Source organism: Micromonospora sp. PTRAS2 (assembly GCF_054052245.1).
The window spans coordinates 111,209-132,053 of record NZ_JBSWBU010000007.1 but is presented as its reverse complement, the minus strand read 5'-3'; the positions used below and the strand labels follow the sequence as shown (position 1 = coordinate 132,053).

The window sequence follows — 20,845 nt, the reverse complement described above, 5'->3', positions numbered from 1 at the left end:
CCCGGGTTCGCGCCCCGCACAGCGGTGGCGAGCAGCGTCACGGGGCCGGCGGTCGCCGCCGCGACGCACGCCGAGGCAGCATGGACGACGTGACGCAGACGATCGACGCGGTGGCGGGCCTGCTCGCCGGCGGTGGTGTCGTGGTGCTCAGCGGCGCCGGCCTGTCGACGGACTCGGGCATCCCCGACTATCGGGGGCCCAGCGGCGTGGCCCGCCGGCACACCCCGATGACGTTCCAGGCGTTCACCGGGGACCCGGCGGCGCGGCGCCGCTACTGGGCACGCAGCCACCTGGGGTGGCGCACGATCGCCCGGGCGGCGCCCAACGACGGGCACGCCGCGGTGGCCCGGTTGCAGCACGCCGGCCTCGTCGACGCGGTGATCACGCAGAACGTCGACGGTCTGCACACGGCCGCCGGGTCGACGCCGGTGGTGGAGCTGCACGGGAGTCTCGACGCGGTGGTGTGCCTGGACTGCGGCGACCGCACCGCCCGCGAGGAGCTGGACCGGCGGCTGCGGGAGGCGAACCCGGGGTTCTCGGCGGCGGTGGCGGCGGTCAACCCGGACGGTGACGTGGACCTGCCCGACGCGCAGGTGGCCCGGTTCCGGCCGGTGGACTGTGAGCGGTGTCGCACCGGCATGCTGAAACCGGACGTGGTGTTCTTCGGGGAGACGGTGCCGCCGGCGCGGGTCGCCGCGTGTTTCGACCTGGTGCAGCGGGCCCGGGCGGTGCTGGTGCTCGGCTCGTCGTTGACGGTGATGTCGGGGCGCCGGTTCGTGATCCGGGCGGCGAAACAGGGCATTCCGGTGGCGATCGTCAACCAGGGGCCCACCCGGGGCGACGGGTACGCCACCGTGCGCGTGGACGCCCCGCTGGGCGGGGTGCTGCCGGAACTCGCCGATCGCCTCACCACCCGCGCGCCCCTGGCCGCGTCGGGCGCCGACGCCGCGGTTACGCGCGGGTGATCCCCGCCGGGGACGACATCCGCCGGAAACGGTGGCGCTGGTAGCGTGGTCGGTGCCGGTACCCCGCGTGGGAGAGACCGCCCGAGCTGTTCGGGGCGGCGCCGAAGGGGCAGCTTCCTCCCCGGAACCTCTCAGGCAGAAGGACCACGTGGGCAGGCACTGTGGAGCGCCCTGCCCGGGGTGCGACTCAGGGGGAGGCCGACCTGTCGACCTCACCCCGGGGAGCGCCGCCCATGACCGCAGAGCAGTTCGCCGCCCGCCACATCGGCCCCGACGGCGACGACGAGCGCCGCATGCTCGACGTCGTCGGCTACGACTCGATCGACGAGCTGATGGACGCGGCGATCCCCGAGGTGATCCGCTGGCACGGCACCCTGGACCTGCCGGAGCCGGCCAGCGAACACGACGCCCTCGCGCAGCTGCGCGAGATCGCCGGCCGCAACACCGTCGCCGCGTCCATGATCGGCTTGGGGTACCACGGCACGCACACCCCGGCGGTGATCCGCCGCAACGTGCTGGAGAACCCGGCCTGGTACACGGCGTACACGCCGTACCAGCCGGAGATCAGCCAGGGCCGGCTGGAGGCGCTGCTGAACTTCCAGACGATGGTGACGGACCTGACGGGGCTGGCCACGGCGAACGCGTCGATGCTCGACGAGGCCACGGCCGCGGCGGAGGCGATGACCCTGGCCCGGCGGGCGTCGAAGTCCCGCAGCGGGGTGTACGTGGTCGACGCCGACGCGTTGCCGCAGACCGTCGCCGTGATCACCAGCCGGGCGCAGCCGTTGGGCATCGAGGTGCGGGTGGTGGACCTGGACGCCGACGACCTGCCGGGGGAGTTCTTCGGCCTGCACCTGCAGTACCCGGGGGCGTCGGGGGCCGTACGCGACCACACGCCGCTGGTCGAGGCGGCCCACGCGGCCGGTGCGCTGGTGACGGTGGCGGCGGACCTGCTGGCGTTGACGCTGCTGCGCGCGCCGGGGGAGATCGGCGCGGACATCGCCGCCGGCACCACCCAACGGTTCGGGGTGCCGATGGGCTTCGGCGGCCCGCACGCCGGCTACCTGGCGGTGCGCGCCGGCCTGGAGCGGATGCTGCCCGGCCGGCTCGTCGGGGTGTCCCGCGACGCCGCCGGCAACCCGGCGTACCGGCTGGCGTTGCAGACCCGCGAGCAGCACATCCGGCGGGAGAGGGCGACCAGCAACATCTGCACCGCGCAGGTGCTCCTGGCGGTGATGGCCGGCATGTACGCCGTCTACCACGGCCCCGACGGGCTGCGGCAGATCGCGCGGCGTACCCACGCCATGGCGGCGCGGCTCGCGGCCGGGTTGCGCGCGGGCGGGGTGGGCGTCGCGGACGTCGCGTTCTTCGACACGGTCGTGGCGACCGTGCCGGGCCGCGCCGCTGAGGTGGTCGCCGACGCGCAGCGGCGGGGGGTGAACCTGCGGCTGGTCGACGCCGACCGGGTGGGGGTCTCGTGCGACGAGACGACCACCGCGGCGCACCTGGCGGCGGTGTGGGCGGCGTTCGGGGTGCCCGCGTTCGACGGCGCCGTCGACGCGGCGTGGCCGGCGGGGTTGGCGCGCACGTCGGCGTTCCTGACCCACCCGGTGTTCGGCGCGCACCGCTCCGAGACGGCGATGCTGCGCTACCTGCGGCGACTGGCGGACTTCGACTACGCCCTGGACCGGGGCATGATCCCGCTGGGCTCGTGCACGATGAAGCTGAACGCGACCACGGAGATGGAGCCGGTGAGCTGGGCGGAGTTCGCCCACGTGCACCCGTTCGCGCCGCCGTCGCAGACGGCCGGCTACCGCGAGCTGATCGCCCAGTTGGAGGGGTGGCTGGCGGAGGTGACCGGCTACGACGCGGTCAGCGTGCAGCCCAACGCCGGGTCGCAGGGGGAGCTGGCGGGGCTGCTGGCGATCCGCGCCTACCACGCCGACCGGGGGCAGGGGCACCGCGACGTGTGCCTGATCCCGTCGTCGGCGCACGGCACGAACGCCGCGTCGGCGGTGATGGCGGGGATGCGGGTGGTCGTGGTGGGCTGCGACGACGACGGCAACGTCGACCTGGTCGACCTCGACGCGAAGATCGACAAGCACCGGGACGCGCTCGCGGCGATCATGGTGACGTACCCGTCGACGCACGGGGTGTACGAGACGGGCATCGCGCAGTTGTGCGCGAAGGTCCACGACGCCGGCGGCCAGGTGTACGTCGACGGGGCGAACCTCAACGCCCTCGTCGGGTTCGCCAAGCCGGGCCGGTTCGGCGCGGACGTGTCGCACCTCAACCTGCACAAGACGTTCTGCATTCCGCACGGCGGTGGCGGGCCGGGGGTGGGGCCGGTGGCGGTGCGGCAGCACCTGGCCCCGTTCCTGCCCGGCGACCCGTGCGGCGACGGCGGCGACGGCCGGCCGGTGATCTCGGCCGCCCGGTACGGGTCGGCGGGGATCCTGCCGATCCCGTGGGCGTACCTGCGGATGATGGGCGCGGCGGGCCTGACCCGGGCCACGGGGGTGGCGGTGCTCGCCGCGAACTACGTGGCGGCGCGGCTGCGGGAGCATTTCCCGGTGCTGTACGCGGGCAACAAGGGCCTGGTGGCGCACGAGTGCATCCTGGACCTGCGGCCGGTGACGAAGGCGGCGGGGATCAGCGTCGACGACGTGGCCAAGCGGCTCATCGACTACGGGTTCCACGCGCCGACGATGTCGTTCCCGGTGGCGGGAACGCTGATGGTGGAGCCGACCGAGAGCGAGGACCTGGCCGAGCTGGACCGGTTCTGCGACGCCATGATCGCCATCCGCGCGGAGATCGACGCGGTGGCGTCGGGGCGGTGGCCGGCCGGCGACAACCCCCTGGCCAACGCGCCGCACACGGCGGCGATGGTGTCGGCCGACGAGTGGCCGCACCCGTATCCACGGTCGGTGGGTGGCTACCCGGTGGGCGTGGACCGGGCCGGGAAGTACTGGCCGCCGGTGCGGCGCGTCGACGGCGCGTACGGCGACCGGAACCTGGTCTGCTCGTGTCCGGCGCCGGAGGCGTTCGAGGACTGAGCGCCGCGGGCGCGCGGGGCAGTGGCGCGGTTCGAGGACCTGCGCGCGACGCCGGGGCGGTGCACGTGGCCGCCCCGGCCGGTGCGTCGACCTGGGGAGGGCGGCCCCGACAGCGGGGACTAGCCTGAGGTCGACGTGTGCGTCAGGTTGACGCTGGGTGAACGGTCAGGCCACGAGGGCGTGTCGGGCGGGGCCGCGGTGGGGGGCGATGGTGCTGCCGTCGGGAAGAAGCTCGCCGGTGTCCTCGAAAACGATGACACCGTTGCAGAGCAGGCTCCAGCCCTGCTCAGGGAAGCAGGCGAGGATCCGGGCGGCTTCCCGGTCGGTCGCTTCGGCGGAGGGGCAGGTGGGTTGGTGCTGGCACATCGGGTTCTCCGGACTGTGGGGGCACTGTGTCATGGTTCACATGACCAGTGACGCACAGTACCAAGCTACAGTGAGCCGCATCGAGCAGGTTCACGCCATGTTGCCGGGAAATCCACTGAACGGACGAGGCGGAATGGGCCGGACGGCGTGGAAGCGCTCCCACTGAGGCGGGTCGACGCCCCCGCCGCCCCCGCGCACTGCCGCGACCGCCTCGCCGAACGCGACCGCCTCGAATGGCGCCTCACCGACGGCGGCGACCCCGCCGCCCTCGCCCAGGACTTCCTCACCGCCCACGGCCTCGGCGCCGACGACCTCACCCGCCCCGCCACCCACCGCCCCGACGGCCCCTGCGGCGCCGCCCTCTACCTCTCCGCCGCCGCAGCCGCCACCATGACCGCCGCCGCACCCGGCGCACCCACCCCCGCCCCCGCCCTGCCCGACCTCGCCATCGTCGTCTACGACCACACCGCCACCGACCCCACCGGACCACCACCACCCGACACCACCTGGTGGGTCGGCGACTGGACCCCCAGCTGGACCCCCCACCAACACGCCGCCGCCGTCACCACCGTCCGCGCCGCCATCGGCCGCGGCGACGTCTACCAGACCAACCTCGTCGGCCACGCCGCCGCCCCCTACACCGGCAACCCCCACCCCGCCCTCGCCCGACTCGCCCGCCTACCCGGCGCCCGCTACGGCGGCACCCTGCACGGCCCCGGCTGGGCCATCGGCTGCGCCTCCCCGGAAACCCTCATCGCCGTCGAAGCCGGCCGCCTCGTCACCCGCCCCATCAAAGGCACCCGCCCCGCCACCCCCGCCGGCCGCACCGAACTGCTCACCTCCGCCAAGGAACGCGCCGAACACATCATGATCGTCGACCTGGAACGCAACGACCTCGCCCGCGTCGCCGCCACCGGCACCGTCACCGTCGACGAACTGTTCGCCGTACGCCGCTGGTGCGACCTGTGGCAGGCCGAATCCACCGTCTCCGCCGCCCCCGCCGACGGCCTCGGCCTCGCCGACCTGCTCCACGCCATCTGCCCCGGCGGCTCCGTCACCGGCGCACCCAAACTCGCCGCCTGCGACGTCATCGCCACCTGCGAACCCGTCGGCCGCGGCGCCGCCATGGGCGCCCTCGGCTGGATCGCCCCCGGCCACCTCGACCTCGGCCTCACCATCCGCACCGCCGCCGCCGACGCCCACCACCTGCACACCTGGGCCGGCGGCGGCATCACCTGGGACAGCGACCCCGACGCCGAAGTAGCCGAAGCCGCCGCCAAGGCCCACCCCGTCCGCGCCGCCCTCACCAACCGATAACCTGATCACATGACGATGCGGCCCATCCGGATCATCGGCGACCCGGTGCTACGCGCCGCCTGCGAGCCGGTCACCACCTTCGACGCCGACCTCCGCGCCCTGGTCACCGACCTCATGGACACCCTCCTCGGCGCCCCCGGCCGCGCCGGCGTCGCCGCCAACCAGATCGGCGTACCCGCCCAGGTCTTCGTCTACGACGCCGACGGCCACCGCGGCCACATGATCAACCCCACCCTGGAACTGTCCGACGACACCCAGGACGACGACGAGGGCTGCCTGTCCATCCCCGGCCTCTACTTCCCGACCCCCCGCGCCCTGCACGCCACCGCACACGGCTTCGACCAGCACGGCGAACCACTCACCATCTCCGGCAGCGGATTCCTCGCCCGCGCCCTGCAACACGAGACCGACCACCTCCACGGCCGCCTCTACGTCGACACCCTGCGCGGCGACACCCGACGCAAGGCCCTGCGCGAAATCCGCGCCGGCCGCTTCGACACACCCCGCCGCTGACCGCCGCCCGGTCGACACACCGGCGCCACCCGCGAACCGCGACCGGGCGGGGCGGGGCGTCATCGCGGCGTTGTCGCCGACCGACCGCCACCGCCCTCAGCCCAACCGGGCCGTCAACGTGTACTCCCCGTACTCCGCCACCGCCGTGAACCCCAACCCCCGGTACAGGCGCAACGCCGCCACGTTGTCACCCCGCACGTTCAACGTCACATGCTCCACCTCACCGACCAACCGCCCACACAACGCCGCCACCACCGCCGCACCCAGCCCCCGCCCCCGAAACCCCGGATGCGTCGTCACGTTCCCCAACGCCGCCACCTGCCACGTCGGCGAATACACGTGCACCCCCGCCACCGCGACCAGCGCACCACCCCGACGCACCCCCACGTACCGGCCCGTGTCGAGCATCCGCGCGTCGAACCAGTTCCCCGGATACGCCGCCGCGTACAGACCCCGCAACTCCGGCAGGTCCGCCACCGTCAACGGCCGCCCCTCGGCCACCACCCCCGCCAACCGGGCCCGATCCGTCAACGCCATCTTCACGTGCCCCACGCCACCACCGACGTCGAACCCGCCACCCACCGCCGCCACCAGACCCGGCGACAGATGCGCGTGCAGCCGCGCCGGCAACACCGGCGTCAGATCCGCCAACAGCCCCGCCAACTCCGCCCGCCCACCCGGCCCGGCGAACGCCAACAGCGTCGGCGGCACCGCACCGTGATACAGCAACGCCACCTGCCCACCACGACGAAACCACGACGTGTACGGCCAGAAGAAGTCGTCGAGATCACCCAACTCGTACGCGTGCAACGCCGGATCCCGACCCAGCAGCCGACCCAACAACCCACGGTCGTGCTCGGCACGCACCAACCCGCTCAGCGGCACCCCTCGGCCGGCAGATTCTCGTGCGCCCACCGCGCCAACGCGTCCAACGCCGGCAACACCGCCGCACCCCGCTCCGTCAGCTCGTAACTGACCCCCACCGGCGGACCCTCCCGCACCGTGCGACTGACCAACCCCACCCGCACCAACTCACCCAACCGGTCCGACAACACCGACTCGCTGATCCCCGGCAACGCCCGCGCCAACTCCGCGAACCCCGCCGGCCCCAGCCCCAGCGTCCCCAGCAACACCCCGTTCCACCGCTTGCCCAGGAACGCGAACGCCCGCGTCAGACCCCGGTCACACACACGGGGAGCCTCGTCGGCGGGGGAGCGCAGCGTCATGACCCCAGGATACGTGGCATCCACCACGACCACAGCAGCTTCGAAAAAGCTAGCTGCTACCGTAGGCGCAGCAACAACCCCACACCCCAGGAGGACACCATGACCGACACGACCACGCCCCTGATCACCCTCCACCCCGACGCCCAAGCCCAACTCTTCACCGACGCCCGCACCGCCAACACCTTCACCGACGAACCCGTCACCGACGAACACCTGCGCGCCATCTTCGACCTCGCCAAGTACCCACCCACCGCCGCCAACACCCAACCCCTCCGCGTCCTCTACATCCGCCCCGGCGACGCCCGCGACCGCCTCCTCACCCACATGGCCGAAGGCAACCGCACCAAGACCGCCAACGCCCCCGTCGTCGCCGTCCTCGCCGCCGACACCGACTTCCACGACCACATCCCCCGCATCTTCCCCATCCGCCCCGAACTGCGCGACGGCCTCGCCGCCGACCCCGCCGCCCGCGACACCATGGCCCGCTTCAACGCCACCCTGCAGATCGCCTACTGGCTCCTCGCCGTCCGCGCCGCCGGCCTCGCCGCCGGACCCATGGCCGGCTTCGACGCCGCCGGCGTCGACCGCGAATTCTTCACCGACAGCAGCTGGCGCTCCCTGCTCGTCGTCAACATCGGCAAGCCCGGCCCCGACGCCTGGTTCCCCCGCCTGCCCCGCCTCGACTACGACGACGTCGTCCGCCACGCCTGACCCACCCCACCGGGCCGGCGCGCGCCCACCGCACGCCGGCCCGGCACCACCCTCACAACCCCCGACGCCGCCGCAACCACACACCCACCCAACCCACCACCACGAACACCACCATCGAACACACCAACATCCTCAGCACCCCACCACCCTCCCCTCACCCACGTAGGCTGCACAGAGTGCGCCTGGCCACCTTCAACCTGCTCCACGGCCGATCCCTCACCGACGGACTCGTCGACCCACACCGACTCACCGCCGCCGTCGCCGCCCTCGACGCCGACGTCCTCGCCCTGCAAGAAGTCGACCGCGACCAAACCCGCAGCGGCAACCACGACCTCACCACCATCGCCGCCCACGCCCTCCACGCACCCGAACACCGCTTCGCCGCCGCCCTCGTCGGCACCCCCGGCGAACACTTCCGCCCCCTCCGCCACGACGACGACGGACACGGCGAACCCCGCTACGGCATCGGCCTCATCACCCGCCACCCCGTACGCACCTGGCAGGTCACCCGCCTCAAACCCGCCCCCGTCCGCTCACCCGTCTACATCCCCGGACCCGACGGCGGCCTCCTCCTCCTACAGGACGAACCCCGCGTCGTCCTCGCCGCCGTCCTCGACACCCCCCACGGCGACATCACCGTCGCCGCCACCCACCTCTCCTTCGTCCCCGGCTGGAACGCCCACCAACTCCGCCAAACCGTCCGCGCACTCCGCGCCCTACCCGCCCCCCGCATCCTCCTCGGCGACCTCAACCTCCCCGCCACCCCCGCCCGCCTCATCTCCGGCTGGACCCCCCTCGCCCGCCGCCCCACCTACCCCGCCACCCACCCCCGCATCCAACTCGACCACATCCTCGCCGACCGCCACCTCCGCCACCGACTACCACCCGTCACCGCCACCGCCACCCCCCTCTCCACCATCTCCGACCACCGCCCCCTCCTCGTCGACCTCGGCTAACCACCCACCGCCCGCCGCACCGCCCCCACCGCATTACGAAACAACATCGCCACCGTCGTCGGACCCACCCCACCCACCCGCGGCGTGATCGCCCCCGCCACCCGCGCACACGACGGATCCACATCCGGCAACAACCGCCGCCCCGCATACCGCACCCCACCACCCACCACCACCGCACCCGGCCGCACATGCTCCGGCCGCACGATCCCCGGCACCCCCGCAGCCGCCACCAACACCTCCGCCCGACGCGCAAACCGCGGCCAATCCGCCACCCCCGTGTGCACCACCGTCACCGCCGCATTCGCCGTCGCCCGCTTCTGCGCCAACAACATCGCCAACGGCCGCCCCAACGTCGCACCCCGACCCAGCACCACCACCTCCCGGCCCGCCACCGACACCCCGTGAAACGCCAACAACGCCTCGATCCCCGCCGGCGTACACGGCACCGGCCCCGGCAACCCCAACGCCAACCGCCCCAGACTCACCGGATGCATCCCATCCACATCCTTGTCCGGATCCAGCACCTGCAACGCCCGCCCGTAATCCAGCCCACCCGGAACCGGATGCTGCACCAACACCCCGTGCACCCCACGGTCGGCATTGAAATCCTCGATCACCCGATGCAGATCCACCTGCGACGCCGACGCCGGCAACCGCACATGCGGCGACACGAACCCCAACTCCGCCGCCAGCCGCTGCTTGATCCGGATGTACCCGACACTCGCATCGTCGTCACCGACCAACACCGTCGCCAACGACGGCGTCACCCCCGCCGCCCGCAACGCGACGACCTCCGCCGCCACCTCACCCAACACCCGATCCGCCACCGGCCCACCCGGCAACAACCGAGCCACACCCACGGAATCCACGGAAGAGGACATGACACCACCCCGCCCGCAGGGGCCCAGGCGGACGACCCCCACGACGAGCTCCCCGATGGTCAAGCCCATCCCCGGTGCCGCCAGTCGCGTACCACCCCATCCTGCCCCACCCACCCCTCACCCCACGTCCCCCCGCGCCGCCACCAACCCCCCCAACACCCGATTCGTACGGTTCGACCGCACCGCCGCCCGCTGCTGACCCGCCGTCACCTCGATATACGTCTGCGACGACGCCAACGACGCATGCCCCAACAACCGCATGATCTCCGCCGCGCTCGCCCCGTCCTCCGCCAACCGCGTCGCGAACGTGTGCCGCAACGCGTGCAACCGCGCCCCCCGCGGCACCCGATCGGCCACCCCCGCCCGCCGATAACAGGACTCCACCAGATACTGCAACCCACCCCGCCGCAACGGCTCACCCTGCCGATCCACCAGCAACGGCGACTCCGGCCGCACCGACCGCGACCCGAACCGCCGCGCCCGACTCTCCAGATACGCCACCAGCACCCCGTCCAGCTCCGGCTCGACCGGCACCACCCGCGGCCGACCCCCCTTGCCCGCCACCTCCACCCGACGCTCACCCGGCCGCCCCGCCAGCGACGCCACCCGCAGCGCCAACAACTCCGCCAGGCGCAGCCCCGCACACAGCGCCAACGCCAACACCGCCACGTCCCGCTCCGGCCACGGATCACGCTGCCGGCCGTCCTCCCGGGACACCGCCGCGAGCAGCTGCTCCGGGGTGTCCTCACCGCGCAGCGGCTTGGGCTGGGGGAGCGGGGCGCGGGGACGGCCCACCGCCGGCATCGGGTTGCCCGCCACCACGCCCTCCGCCACCAGGAACGAGAAGAAGCTGTTCCACGTCGACCAGGCACGGTGCACCGACGCCACCGCGCGGGGCGCGGCGAACCGGGCGAACGCGGCCCGCATGACCCTGGGGGAGAGGGCGGCGACGTCCAGCGCCTCGGCCGGTAGGGCCGGGGTGACGACCTCCGCTGCCAGCGCCGCCACCGCCCGCAGGTCCCGCCGGTACGCCGCGAGGGTGTGCGGGGACGGCTTGCGCGTCGCCAGGGCGGTCAGGAACTCCTCGACGAGGCTCGTCACTGATTCGTCCTGTTTGTCATGCATAAGGGATATTATGCATGATTCTCGGGTTCGCGGCGACCCGCCGCGAGGGGGAGCGGGACGCCCTGCCCGGCCCGGTCGACGCCGCAGGCGGTCATAACGTGGGCCGCTTGCCGTCGGGAGCACCCGGCCGGTGCCGGCCCGCACGGGCCGCGAAGGCGTCTGCGCCGGGCCTGGCGGCGTGCCGGGACGCAGTGTTGGCCCTGCCTGCGGGCGCGGGCGACCCGCCGAGGATGAGCGCCGGCTCCGGGCGGGCGTGCCGCCGGCGACCGGGGCGGGTGCCCGGTGGCGGCCACCGGCGGGGGAAGGGCGGTCGGCCGCCGCCGGGTCGCGGCTCGACCCCTCTCGGAGGAGCCCCCGACCGGTCAACTTGACATAATGTGAATTATCGAATCGCCGCCGGGCGTGACGATTACCGCTGGCTTCCCCCTGATGATCAACCTATGCTGGTCCGATGTACCCGCCGTCGACCTGTGCGCCCGCCGTCACGTCCGTGACGCGGGCGCGCGTCGCGCGCCGTGCGGTCGTCCCGGCCGCGTCGGTCGTCGTCTGCCAGGCGAGCGCGGTGGTGACGTACGGGCTGCCGAGCCCGACCGGCCGTGGCCCTCCGGCGGCGGTCCCCTCCCCGAAACGACCGCCAGGGCGAAGCCGTAGAGCTTCGGCCCTTTTTCTTTTTCCCGGGTTTCTCGTTGTTCCCGGGTTTCTGATCGGAAGGATCGACCATGAGTCTGGATCATCGCACCGTCGACCAGCAGTGGCTGGCCGAGCTCCGCGTGTCGCTGGCGGACGAGTTCGCCACGCAGACGGCGCGGCTGCGGGAACTGACCGAGCTCAACGCCGACACGGGCGACCCGGGCGAGGCGCACACCCGGGCGGCGCTGGTGGTGGCCGCCCGGCGCGGCGTCGAGCAGGTCGCCGACGCGTTGCGGCGCATCGACGAGGGTGGGTACGGCGTGTGTGAGAGGTGCGAGCGGGCGATTCCGGTGCAGCGGCTGGAGGTGGTGCCGTACGCCCGCTTCTGCGTGCCGTGCCAGGAGAAGTCGGCCGGCTGACGTGGGTGTCGTGGGCCGCCACCTCGGTCTGGGGTGGCGGCCCACGCCGTGTCGGTGGGTGGGGTGTGCTGGTCAGAGGCCGCCGGAGACGCGTAGGACGGTGCCGGTGGCGTAGCTGGCTTCGGGGCTGAGCAGCCAGGCGATGGCGGTGGCGATCTCGTCGGGTTCGCCGGCGCGGCCGAGTGGGATGCGGCCGGCGGCGGTGTCGGCGCGGTCGGGTGCGCCGGAGAGGGCGTGCAGGTCGGTGCGGATGATGCCGGGGGCGACGCCGTTGACGCGGATGCCGTGGGGGGCGAGTTCCTTGGCGAGGCCGATGGTGAGGGTGTCGGTGGCGGCTTTGGCGGCGGCGTAGTGGACGTACTCCCCCGGGCTGCCGAGGGTGGCGGCGGCGGAGGAGACGTTGACGATGGCGCCGCCTCGGGTGAGGCGGCGGGCGGCTTGTTGGGCGCAGAGGACGTACCCGATGAGGTTGACGTCGACGACGTGGCGTAGGTCTTCGGCGCGCAGGTCGGTGATGGGGCCGATGGGGCTGGTGACGCCGGCGTTGTTGACCAGGCCGGTGAGGGGGCCGAGGGTGGCGGCGGTGTCGAAGAGGTGGGTGACGGCGTCGGGGTCGGTGGTGTCGGCCTGGACGGCGATGGCGTTTCGGCCGGTGGCCTGGATGTCGGCGACGACATCGGTGGCGGCGGTGTGGTCGCGGCGGTAGGCGATGGCGACGTGGTGGCCTGCGTGGGCGAGGCGGCGGGCGGTGGCGGCGCCGATGCCGCGGCTGCCGCCGGTGACGATGGTGACGGGTTGCATCGGGTGCTCCTCCCCCGGGGGTGGTGGTGACGTTACCGGTGGGGTGGGGGCGTTGGCGGGTGTGATCGCTTACGCTGCCGGCGTCGGTTCGTGGCGAGGGGGTTGTGGTGGCGGGTGTGCGGGTCGGTGACCTGGTCGAGGATTTCGAGTTGCCGGACGAGACGGGTGCGTCGCGGCGGTTGTCGGAGTTCCTGGCGTCGGGGCCGGTGGTGTTGTTCTTCTATCCGGCGGCGATGACGCGGGGTTGCACGGCGGAGAGTTGTCATTTCCGTGATCTGGCGGCGGAGTTCGCGGCGGTGGGTGCGTCTCGGGTGGGGATCAGTCGGGATGCGGTGGAGCGGCAGGCGGAGTTTTCGCGGTTGCACGGGTTCGACTATCCGTTGTTGTCGGATGTCGACGGTGTGGTGGCGCGGCGGTTCGGGGTGTTGCGGCGGTTGCCGTTGGGGCCGTTGAGTACGCGGCGGATGACGTTCGTGATCGGTGTGGATCGGCGGGTGGTGGAGGTGGTGCACAGCGAGTTGGGGATGAACGAGCATGCGGATCGGGCGTTGCGGGCGTTGGGGGGTTGATCTTCGGGGTGTCGGGGTGGGCTGGTATCAAGGCAGGATCAAACAGGTGTACGGAAGAGGGTTGTGATGGTTGCCGCGGGCCAGGGTTTGTCCACTGACGAGGTGCAGAGCATCCGGGAGGCATTGGCGGCGGGCCGGAAGCCGAGGGTGGTGTTCACCTCGTCGGCTGGTCAGATCGCTGGTCAGGTGGGTCAGGTGGTGGAGTTGACGGATCCGGCGGTGTCGGACGAGTTCGTGGTGGTGCGGTTCGGGCGTGACGAGTTGCCGTTCTCCCCCGCTGATGTGGCGGTGGCGCCGAGGGGGGCGGGTCGGAAGGCGGCTGCGGTGTCGGTGGAGGCGCAGCCGGAGCCGGATCCTGAGCCGGTGGTGGTGGAGCCGGAGTTCGTGTTGGACACGCCGCGGGTGCCGGCGCAGCGGCGGGAGGAGCCGAGGGTGGAGCAGGAGCAGGAGTTGGCGGAGGTGAAGCCGGCGCGTAGGCCGGTGAAGGCGGCGAAGGTGGTGAAGCCGAAGGGGCCGGCGGGGTTGACGGTGACGTTGGCGTATGCGGATGGTGAGTGGACGGTGGCGGCGCAGCAGGGTGCGAAGGCGTTGGCGAAGCCTTATGTGGTGAAGCCGGCGGAGGCGTTGCGGATGGTGGCGTTGGTGGATGTTCCGGGGGTGCAGGAGGCGGTGGAGCAGATTCTGGCGGCGGAGCGGGCGGAGGCGGAGCAGCAGGCGGAGAAGTTGCGGGCGGAGTTGGCGGAGATCGAGGCGCGGTTGGCGGAGTTGCGCGAGGCGGGTTGATGGTGTTGGTCCTCCGCCCCCGTCGCTGTGTGCGGCGGGGGCGGTTTTGTGTGTGGGGCCGGCGCGTGGGGAGTCGCGCCGGCCCCGGGTGGGTGGTCAGTGGGTGGGGATGTGGGCGATGCCGATGCGCTTGCGGAAGACCCAGTAGGTCCAGCCTTGGTAGGCCAGGACGATGGGGGTGAAGATGACCGCCACCCAGGTCATGATCTTGAGGGTGTAGGGGGTGGAGGCGGCGTTGGTGGCGGTGAGGGTGCCGGCGGGGTCCAGCGTGGAGGGCATGACGTTGGGGAAGAGTGCGGTGAAGAGGGTGGCGACGGCGAGGGCGATGGCGAGGGCGGTGCCGGTGAAGGCCCAGCCTTCGCGGCGGGCGCGGGCGGCGGCGAGGCCGGCGAGGAGGGCGATGGCGGCGCCGGCGGCGAGGGCGATGGCGGTGGTGTTGGCGCGGATGGTGAGCGTCCAGGTGAGGAAGGCGACGGCGACGACGGCGGTGCCGGTGCCGAGTTTGAGGGCGAGGTTTCGGGCGCGGTGGCGGATGTCGCCGGTGGTCTTGAGGGCGAGGAAGACGGCGCCGTGGGTGAGGAAGAGGCCGAGGGTGGTGAGGCCGCCGAGGAGGGCGTAGGGGTGGAGCAGGTCGGTGAGGCCGCCGACGTATTCGTGGTCGGCGTCGAGGGGTACGCCGCGGAAGATGTTGGCGAAGGCGACGCCCCACAGGACGGCGGGGATGGCGGAGCCCCAGAAGATGGCCTGGTCCCAGCGGCGTTTCCAGGTGGGTTCGGGGCGCTTGTGGCGGTATTCGAAGGCGACGCCGCGGGCGATGAGGGCGAGCAGGATGAGCAGCAGGGGCAGGTAGAAGCCGGAGAAGAGGGTGGCGTACCACTCGGGGAAGGCGGCGAACATGGCGCCGCCGGCGGTGATGAGCCAGACCTCGTTGCCGTCCCAGACGGGGCCGATGGTGTTGATGAGGACGCGGCGTTCGCGGTCGTCGCGGCCGAGGACGGGCAGGAGCATGCCGACGCCGAAGTCGAAGCCTTCGAGGATGAAGTAGCCGGTGAAGAGCACGGCGACGAGGAGAAACCAGATGGTGGTGAGTTCCACGGTGGGGCTCCGGGTCAGTAGGCGAAGGCGAGCGGGCGCTCGGTGTCGTCGTCGGTGGGTTCGGGTTCGGGGCTGAGTTCGGGTACGCCGGCTTTGGCGTAGCGGAGGAGGAGTTTGAATTCGATGACGGCGAGGGTGGCGTAGATGAGGGTGAAGGCGGTGAAGGAGGTGAGGACTTCGGTGAGGGAGACGGTGCGGGAGACGCCGTTGCGGGTGAGCATTTCGCCGAAGACGATCCAGGGTTGGCGGCCCATTTCGGTGAAGATCCAGCCGAAGGAGTTGGCCAGCAGTGGCAGTACGGGCATGACCAGGCCGGCGCGGAGGAGCCAGCGGCTGGTGGGGGTGCGGCCCTTGCGTTGGCTCCAGAGGACCAAGAGGGCGATCGCGGCGGCGGCGAGCCCGAAGCCGATCATGAAGCGGAAGCTCCAGTAGGTGACGGGGATGATGGGGGCGTAGTTGCCGGGGCCGTACTGGGTGGCGTATTGGGCCTGGAGGTCGTTGATGCCCTGGACGGTGCCGTTGGGGTCGCCGGTGCCGAGGAACGACAGCAGGTAGGGGATCTTGAGGGCGAAGACCTCGCGGCTGCCGTCGAGGCTGCCGACGGTGAGCACGGAGAACGAGGCGGGGCTCTCGGTGGTGTAGAGGCCTTCGGCGGCGGCCATCTTCATGGGCTGCACCTCGGTCATGATCTTGCCTTGGATGTCGCCGGTGAGCAGGACGAGCGCCGAGGAGATCAGGACGACCCAGGAGCCGAACGTGGTGGCGAAGCGGTATGCGCCGGTGTCGGCGCTGCCGCGGTTGCGGATGACGTGCCAGAGGCCGACGGTGGTCACGAGGGAGCCGGCGACGAGGAACGATCCGGCGAGGGTGTGCGGGAAGGTGACGAGGGCGACCTTGTTGGTGAGGACGGCGACGAAGTCGGTGAGTTCGGCGCGGCCGCTGTCGGGGTTGATCCGGAAGCCGACGGGGTTCTGCATGAACGAGTTGGCGGCGAGGATGAAGTAGGCCGACAGGTTGGTGCCGATGGCGGCGGCCCAGATCGCGGCGAGGTGTAGTCGTTTGGGCAGTCGGTCCCAGCCGAAGATCCACAGGCCGATGAAGGTGGATTCGAGGAAGAAGGCGACGAGGGCTTCGATGGCCAGGGGTGCGCCGAAGATGTCGCCGACGAAGCGGGAGTAGTCGCTCCAGTTCATGCCGAACTGGAATTCCTGGACGATGCCGGTGACGACGCCCATGGCGAAGTTGATGAGGAAGAGTTTTCCGTAGAACTTGGTGAGTTTGAGGTAGCGCTCGTTGCCGGTGCGGTGCCACATGGTCTGGAGGATGGCGACGAGTACGGACAGGCCGATGGTCAGCGGCACGAACAGGAAGTGGTAGACGGTGGTGACACCGAACTGCCAGCGGGCGACGTCCAACGCGTCCACCTGGAACCCCCAGCCTTTCATACTACGAGACGTAGTAGATACTACTCGTCGTCGTAGACGATCCGGCAGGGGCGGAGGTCCCGACCCGACCCGGGACCAATGACCTTGATCACCTCGGCCGGGCGGCCCCCGCCAGCGCACTCCCCTGTCCCCCCGGGCCTGGCGCGGGCGTGCGACCATCGACCGCTGATGGACACGCCCACCGCCCGCTGGCGCCCGCCCCTGATCTGGCGCGGCGCCCAACTGCTCGCCCGCGCCGTCGTCGGCGCCCTGGCCCGCCTCGAGGTCACCGGCGACGTGCCCGAAGGGCTGCGCCGGGGGCCGCTGATCCTGGCCGCCAACCACCTGAGCCCCTTCGACCCGCTCGTGCTGGCCGCCGCCTGCCGCGCCCGCGGCGTCTCCCCCCGGTTCATGGCCACCGGCGGGCTGTTCCGCGCCCCGCTGCTGGGGGCGGCGATGCGCCGCGCCGGGCACCTGCGCGTCGACCGGGGCACCGCCGCCGTGCACCGGGCCCTGGACGACGCGGCGTGCGCCGTGGCCGCCGGGTCGGTGATCCTGGTGTATCCGGAGGGCCGCATCGGGCTGGACCCGGGCCTGTGGCCCGAGCGCGGCAAGACGGGCACCGCCCGGCTCGCCCTGGCCAGCGGCGCGACCGTGGTGCCGGTGGCCCAGTGGGGCTCGCACGAGGTGCTGCCGTACCGGGCGCCGAAGGGCATGCTGCGGGCGGTGGCCCGGGCGGTGTGGCGGCGGCCGGTGCTGCGGGTGCACTTCGGCGACCCGGTAGTGCTGGGCGACGTCGCCGCCGACGCGCCGGGCGCGGCCCGGCGGGTCACCGACCGGATCATCGACGCGATCACCGACGCCCTGGTGCCGCTGCGCCCCGACGAGCCCGACGTGCCGCGCCACGTGGACCCGGGCCGTCCCGTCGACACCTCCCGGGCGCACCGCCGCCGGCTGCCCTGACGCCCCTGACGCGTGGGGGTGGCGGGCCGCTCACCTGCCGGTCATCCGGCGTCGGCCCCGGCGGGGCATACTGCCGGGCGTGCCCTCCCCCTCCGCCTACCTCGACGCGCCCGCGCCGCTGGCGTTCGCCCACCGCGGCGGCGCGGCCCACGGCGACGAGAACACCGCCGAGGCGTTCGCCCGCGCCGTCGGCCTGGGCTACCGGTACGTCGAGACCGACGTGCACGCCACCGCCGACGGGGTCGCGGTGGTGTTCCACGACGCGACCCTGCGGCGGGTCACCGGGCAGCCGGGGCGCATCGCGGATCTGCGCTGGGCTGACCTGGCGTCGGTGCGCGTCGGCGGGGCCGCCGTGGTGCCGCGCCTCGACGACGTCCTCGGCGCGTGGCCGCAGGTGCGGTTCAACGTCGACGTGAAGGCCGACGGGGCGATCGCGCCGACCGTCGCCGCGCTCGATCGGGTCGCCGTCGGCGACCGGGTGCTGCTGGCCTCGTTCAGCGACGCCCGGCTGGCCCGGCTGCGGGCGGCCACGCACGGGCGGGTCGCCACGGGGCTGGGCGCGCGCGGGGTGGCCCGGCTGCGGGTGGCGTCGCTGCACGGACGGCCGGTGCGGCTGCACCCGTCGGTGGTGGCGGTGCAGGTGCCGCCGCGCTACGGCCGGCTGCCGGTGGTCAACCGCCGGTTCCTGGCGTACGCGCACGGGCTGGGGTTGCACGTGCACGTCTGGACGATCGACGAACCTGCCGAGATGCACGAGTTACTTGATCTTGGTGTGGATGGCATCATGACCGATCACGTCGGCGTGCTGCGCGACGTCTACCGCAGCCGCGGCCACTGGGCCGCCTGAGATCGGCGGAGGAAACCGATGGCCGAGACGGTCACCCCCGACGTGGCGACCCCGCCGCCTGCCAGCACCGCCCGGGAGCGGCGCGGCTGGTACCTCTACGACTGGGCGAACTCGGCGTTCCAGACGACAGTCATCACCGTGTTCCTCGGCCCGTTCCTGACCACCGTCACCGAGCTGGCCGCCGGCTGCGCGCTGGGCGCCGACACCTGCGACGGGTACGTGCACCCGCTGGGCATCCGGGTCGCCGCCGGCTCCTACTACCCGTACCTGATCTCCCTGTCGGTGTTGCTGACCGTGTTCGTGCTGCCGGTGGTCGGCGCGGTGGCCGACCGGTCGGCGCACAAGAAGCGGCTGCTGGGCGCGGCGGCGTTCACCGGCGCGGGGGCGACGATCGCGTTCGCGTTCGTCACCGGCGAGCGGTACCTGCTCGGCGGGGCGCTGTTCCTGGTGGCCAACATCGCCTTCGGCGCGGCCGTGGTGGTCTACAACTCGTTCCTGCCGCAGCTGGGCGGCCCCGACGAACGCGACGGCATCTCCAGCCGCGGCTGGGCCATCGGCTACCTCGGCGGCGGGCTGCTGCTGGCCGCGAACCTCGTCGCGGTGACCATGCTCGCCGAGGACGGCAACCCGCAGCGCACCCTGGACCTGGCCCGCTGGTCGATCGTGTCGGCCGGCGTGTGGTGGGCCGTGTTCACGCTGGTGCCGCTGCGCTGGCTGCGCGAGCGCCCGCCCGTCGCCGCGTCGGCCGGCGGCGGCAACGTGCTCACCGACGGGTTCCGGCAGCTCGGCCGCACCCTGCGCGAGGTCAAGGCGTACCCGCTGACGTTGTTCTTCCTGCTGGCGTTCCTGGTCTACAACGACGGCATCCAGACCGTGATCACCCTCGCCAGCCAGTACGGCACCGAGGAGCTGAAGCTGGGGCAGAGCACCCTGATCACCACCATCCTGCTGGTGCAGTTCCTCGCCTTCGGCGGGGCGCTGGGCCTGGGCGCGCTGGCCCGGCGCATCGGGGCGTGGAAGACGGTGCTGCTCAGCCTCGTGCTGTGGACCGGCGTGATCATTGCCGCGTTCCGGCTGCCCGCCGAGGCGCCGCTGCCGTTCATGATCCTCGGCGGCTGCATCGGCCTGGTCCTCGGCGGCAGCCAGGCGCTGAGCCGGTCGCTGTTCAGCCAGCTCATCCCCGCCGGCAAGGAGGGCGAGTACTACGGCTTCTACGAGATCAGCGACAAGGGCACCAGCTGGCTCGGGCCTCTCGCCTTCGGGCTGGTGTTCCAGCTCACCGCGTCCTACCGGGTGGGCCTGGTCTCCCTGCTGATCTTCTTCGTGGTCGGGTTCGCGCTGCTGGCCGCCGTGCCGATCCGCCGCGCGATCGTCGCCGCCGGCAACACCCCGCCGAGGGTGCTGTAGGCCGACACGCACCCGACTGATCGGCGGCGCTCGATCGGCTAGGCTGCCCCGACGTGACCGACGACGCCGCTGCCACCCCGATCTGCCTGGCCCGGCCCCTCCCGGGCCCGGACGACGACCCCCGCCGCGGCTGCGCCGCGACCCGGGGCGCCGACGGCCGGCCGCTGCACGCCGCCGCCCTGCGGTTCTTCTGGGGGCCGATGGACTGCGGCAAGTCCACGATGGCCCTGCAGATGAACCACAACCACGCCCGGCAGGGCCGCCGCGGCCTGGTCACCACCCGCATCGACCGGTCCCTGGGCCCACAGGTCACCACCCGCATCGGCCTGGCCCACGCCGCGATCGAGGTCACCGACGGCCTCGACCTGCGCGACCTGGTCCGCGACGCCTGGGCCGACGGGGTACGCGTGGACTACCTCATCTGCGACGAGGCGTCCTTCTACAACCTCGAACACATCGAACAGATGGCCGACCTCGTCGACAACGACGACGTCGACGTGTACGCGTTCGGCCTGGCCACCGACTTCCGGTCCAGCCTGTTCCCCGCCGCCCGGCGGCTGTTCGAACTCGCCGACTCCGTCGCCCGCATCCAGGTCGAGGTGCTGTGCTGGTGCGGCCGCGAAGGGCTGCTCAACGCCCGCGTCATCGGCGGCCGGGTCGTCCGCGAAGGCGAACAGGTCGTCATCGGCGACACCGTGGACACCGCCGACGTGCGCTACCAGGTGCTGTGCCGGCGGCACTACCGCGCCGGTGAGCTGGGCCCCCGCGACTGACCCGCCGGGCGGCAGCGG

21 protein-coding genes and 2 riboswitches are annotated in these 20,845 nt (G+C 72.5%); of the genes, 13 read left to right on the top strand and 8 right to left on the bottom strand.

Annotation, left to right across the window (positions count from 1 at the left end):
- Nucleotides 1-89 precede the first annotated feature (89 nt).
- Both ACVMYR_RS21965 and gcvP read left to right on the top strand, forming a co-directional pair.
- Nucleotides 90-965 (top strand): NAD-dependent protein deacetylase, encoded by an 876-nt coding sequence (locus tag ACVMYR_RS21965; RefSeq protein WP_457122601.1) that lies wholly within the window; start codon nt 90-92, stop codon nt 963-965.
- A 58-nt stretch (nt 966-1,023) separates the two neighbouring features.
- A riboswitch (glycine riboswitch) is annotated at nt 1,024-1,122 on the top strand.
- A gap of 76 nt (nt 1,123-1,198) precedes the next feature.
- Nucleotides 1,199-4,021, top strand: coding sequence for an aminomethyl-transferring glycine dehydrogenase (gene gcvP / locus ACVMYR_RS21960; protein ID WP_457122600.1), 2,823 nt, complete (start codon nt 1,199-1,201; stop codon nt 4,019-4,021).
- Between the two features lie 165 nt (nt 4,022-4,186).
- Here gcvP and ACVMYR_RS21955 read toward each other — a convergent pair whose 3' ends face one another.
- On the bottom strand, nt 4,187-4,387 hold the full coding sequence (locus tag ACVMYR_RS21955; RefSeq protein ID WP_074476393.1) for a DUF5999 family protein: 201 nt from the start codon (nt 4,385-4,387) through the stop codon (nt 4,187-4,189).
- Between the two features lie 147 nt (nt 4,388-4,534).
- On the opposite strand from ACVMYR_RS21955, the gene ACVMYR_RS21950 reads away from it, so the two are divergent.
- Nucleotides 4,535-5,704, top strand: a complete 1,170-nt coding sequence (locus tag ACVMYR_RS21950) for a chorismate-binding protein (RefSeq protein ID WP_457122599.1) — start codon at nt 4,535-4,537, stop codon at nt 5,702-5,704.
- 9 nt (nt 5,705-5,713) lie between these two features.
- The gene (gene def / locus ACVMYR_RS21945; protein WP_077940314.1) at nt 5,714-6,217 is read left to right on the top strand and encodes a peptide deformylase; all 504 of its coding nucleotides are present in this window, start codon (nt 5,714-5,716) and stop codon (nt 6,215-6,217) included.
- A 96-nt stretch (nt 6,218-6,313) separates the two neighbouring features.
- Here the strand turns inward: def and ACVMYR_RS21940 are convergent, their stop codons facing one another.
- Nucleotides 6,314-7,084 (bottom strand): GNAT family N-acetyltransferase, encoded by a 771-nt coding sequence (locus tag ACVMYR_RS21940; protein WP_457122598.1) that lies wholly within the window; start codon nt 7,082-7,084, stop codon nt 6,314-6,316.
- 8 nt (nt 7,085-7,092) lie between these two features.
- Nucleotides 7,093-7,443 (bottom strand): winged helix-turn-helix transcriptional regulator, encoded by a 351-nt coding sequence (locus ACVMYR_RS21935; RefSeq protein ID WP_043969645.1) that lies wholly within the window; start codon nt 7,441-7,443, stop codon nt 7,093-7,095.
- Nucleotides 7,444-7,542: 99 nt separating this feature from the next.
- Here ACVMYR_RS21935 and ACVMYR_RS21930 point away from each other — a divergent pair, with 99 nt between their 5' ends.
- Together ACVMYR_RS21930 and ACVMYR_RS21925 are read left to right on the top strand one after the other, a co-directional pair.
- Nucleotides 7,543-8,154: a malonic semialdehyde reductase gene (locus ACVMYR_RS21930; RefSeq protein WP_457122597.1), complete on the top strand. Its 612-nt coding sequence runs from the start codon at nt 7,543-7,545 to the stop codon at nt 8,152-8,154.
- Nucleotides 8,155-8,330: 176 nt separating this feature from the next.
- A complete protein-coding gene (locus tag ACVMYR_RS21925) occupies nt 8,331-9,110 on the top strand; it encodes an endonuclease/exonuclease/phosphatase family protein (protein WP_396792787.1) in 780 nt (259 codons plus the stop codon).
- On the opposite strand, the gene ACVMYR_RS21920 is transcribed toward ACVMYR_RS21925, so the two are convergent.
- Complete coding sequence (locus ACVMYR_RS21920) at nt 9,107-9,991, bottom strand: bifunctional 5,10-methylenetetrahydrofolate dehydrogenase/5,10-methenyltetrahydrofolate cyclohydrolase (RefSeq protein WP_457122596.1); 885 nt, start codon at nt 9,989-9,991, stop codon at nt 9,107-9,109. The genes ACVMYR_RS21925 and ACVMYR_RS21920 overlap by 4 nt on opposite strands.
- 14 nt (nt 9,992-10,005) lie before the next feature.
- Nucleotides 10,006-10,082: riboswitch (ZMP/ZTP riboswitch) on the bottom strand.
- Nucleotides 10,083-10,108: 26 nt separating this feature from the next.
- Nucleotides 10,109-11,116, bottom strand: a complete 1,008-nt coding sequence (locus tag ACVMYR_RS21915) for a tyrosine-type recombinase/integrase (RefSeq protein ID WP_396792791.1) — start codon at nt 11,114-11,116, stop codon at nt 10,109-10,111.
- A gap of 719 nt (nt 11,117-11,835) precedes the next feature.
- Here ACVMYR_RS21915 and ACVMYR_RS21910 point away from each other — a divergent pair.
- A complete protein-coding gene (locus ACVMYR_RS21910) occupies nt 11,836-12,165 on the top strand; it encodes a TraR/DksA family transcriptional regulator (RefSeq protein WP_043969132.1) in 330 nt (109 codons plus the stop codon).
- A 72-nt stretch (nt 12,166-12,237) separates the two neighbouring features.
- Here the strand turns inward: ACVMYR_RS21910 and ACVMYR_RS21905 are convergent, their stop codons facing one another.
- Entirely contained in the window at nt 12,238-12,966 is a 729-nt protein-coding gene (locus ACVMYR_RS21905) for an SDR family NAD(P)-dependent oxidoreductase (RefSeq protein ID WP_091286253.1), read from the bottom strand.
- A gap of 107 nt (nt 12,967-13,073) precedes the next feature.
- Here ACVMYR_RS21905 and ACVMYR_RS21900 point away from each other — a divergent pair, with 107 nt between their 5' ends.
- The gene (locus tag ACVMYR_RS21900; RefSeq protein ID WP_091286290.1) at nt 13,074-13,535 is read left to right on the top strand and encodes a peroxiredoxin; all 462 of its coding nucleotides are present in this window, start codon (nt 13,074-13,076) and stop codon (nt 13,533-13,535) included.
- Between the two features lie 66 nt (nt 13,536-13,601).
- Nucleotides 13,602-14,318: a hypothetical protein gene (locus ACVMYR_RS21895; RefSeq protein ID WP_431896086.1), complete on the top strand. Its 717-nt coding sequence runs from the start codon at nt 13,602-13,604 to the stop codon at nt 14,316-14,318.
- Between the two features lie 96 nt (nt 14,319-14,414).
- Here the strand turns inward: ACVMYR_RS21895 and cydB are convergent, their stop codons facing one another.
- Together cydB and ACVMYR_RS21885 are read right to left on the bottom strand one after the other, a co-directional pair.
- Entirely contained in the window at nt 14,415-15,413 is a 999-nt protein-coding gene (gene cydB / locus ACVMYR_RS21890; RefSeq protein ID WP_457122595.1) for a cytochrome d ubiquinol oxidase subunit II, read from the bottom strand.
- Nucleotides 15,414-15,427: 14 nt separating this feature from the next.
- Nucleotides 15,428-16,837 (bottom strand): cytochrome ubiquinol oxidase subunit I, encoded by a 1,410-nt coding sequence (locus tag ACVMYR_RS21885; protein ID WP_198956783.1) that lies wholly within the window; start codon nt 16,835-16,837, stop codon nt 15,428-15,430.
- A gap of 189 nt (nt 16,838-17,026) precedes the next feature.
- On the opposite strand from ACVMYR_RS21885, the gene ACVMYR_RS21880 reads away from it, so the two are divergent.
- The 4 genes from ACVMYR_RS21880 (at nt 17,027) to ACVMYR_RS21865 (ending at nt 20,827) form a co-directional block, all read left to right on the top strand.
- The gene (locus ACVMYR_RS21880; RefSeq protein WP_077940320.1) at nt 17,027-17,800 is read left to right on the top strand and encodes a lysophospholipid acyltransferase family protein; all 774 of its coding nucleotides are present in this window, start codon (nt 17,027-17,029) and stop codon (nt 17,798-17,800) included.
- A 79-nt stretch (nt 17,801-17,879) separates the two neighbouring features.
- Nucleotides 17,880-18,647, top strand: coding sequence for a glycerophosphodiester phosphodiesterase (locus ACVMYR_RS21875; RefSeq protein ID WP_457122594.1), 768 nt, complete (start codon nt 17,880-17,882; stop codon nt 18,645-18,647).
- Between the two features lie 18 nt (nt 18,648-18,665).
- Complete coding sequence (locus ACVMYR_RS21870) at nt 18,666-20,054, top strand: MFS transporter (RefSeq protein WP_457122593.1); 1,389 nt, start codon at nt 18,666-18,668, stop codon at nt 20,052-20,054.
- Between the two features lie 53 nt (nt 20,055-20,107).
- Nucleotides 20,108-20,827, top strand: coding sequence for a thymidine kinase (locus ACVMYR_RS21865; protein ID WP_043969141.1), 720 nt, complete (start codon nt 20,108-20,110; stop codon nt 20,825-20,827).
- Nucleotides 20,828-20,845 lie beyond the last annotated feature (18 nt).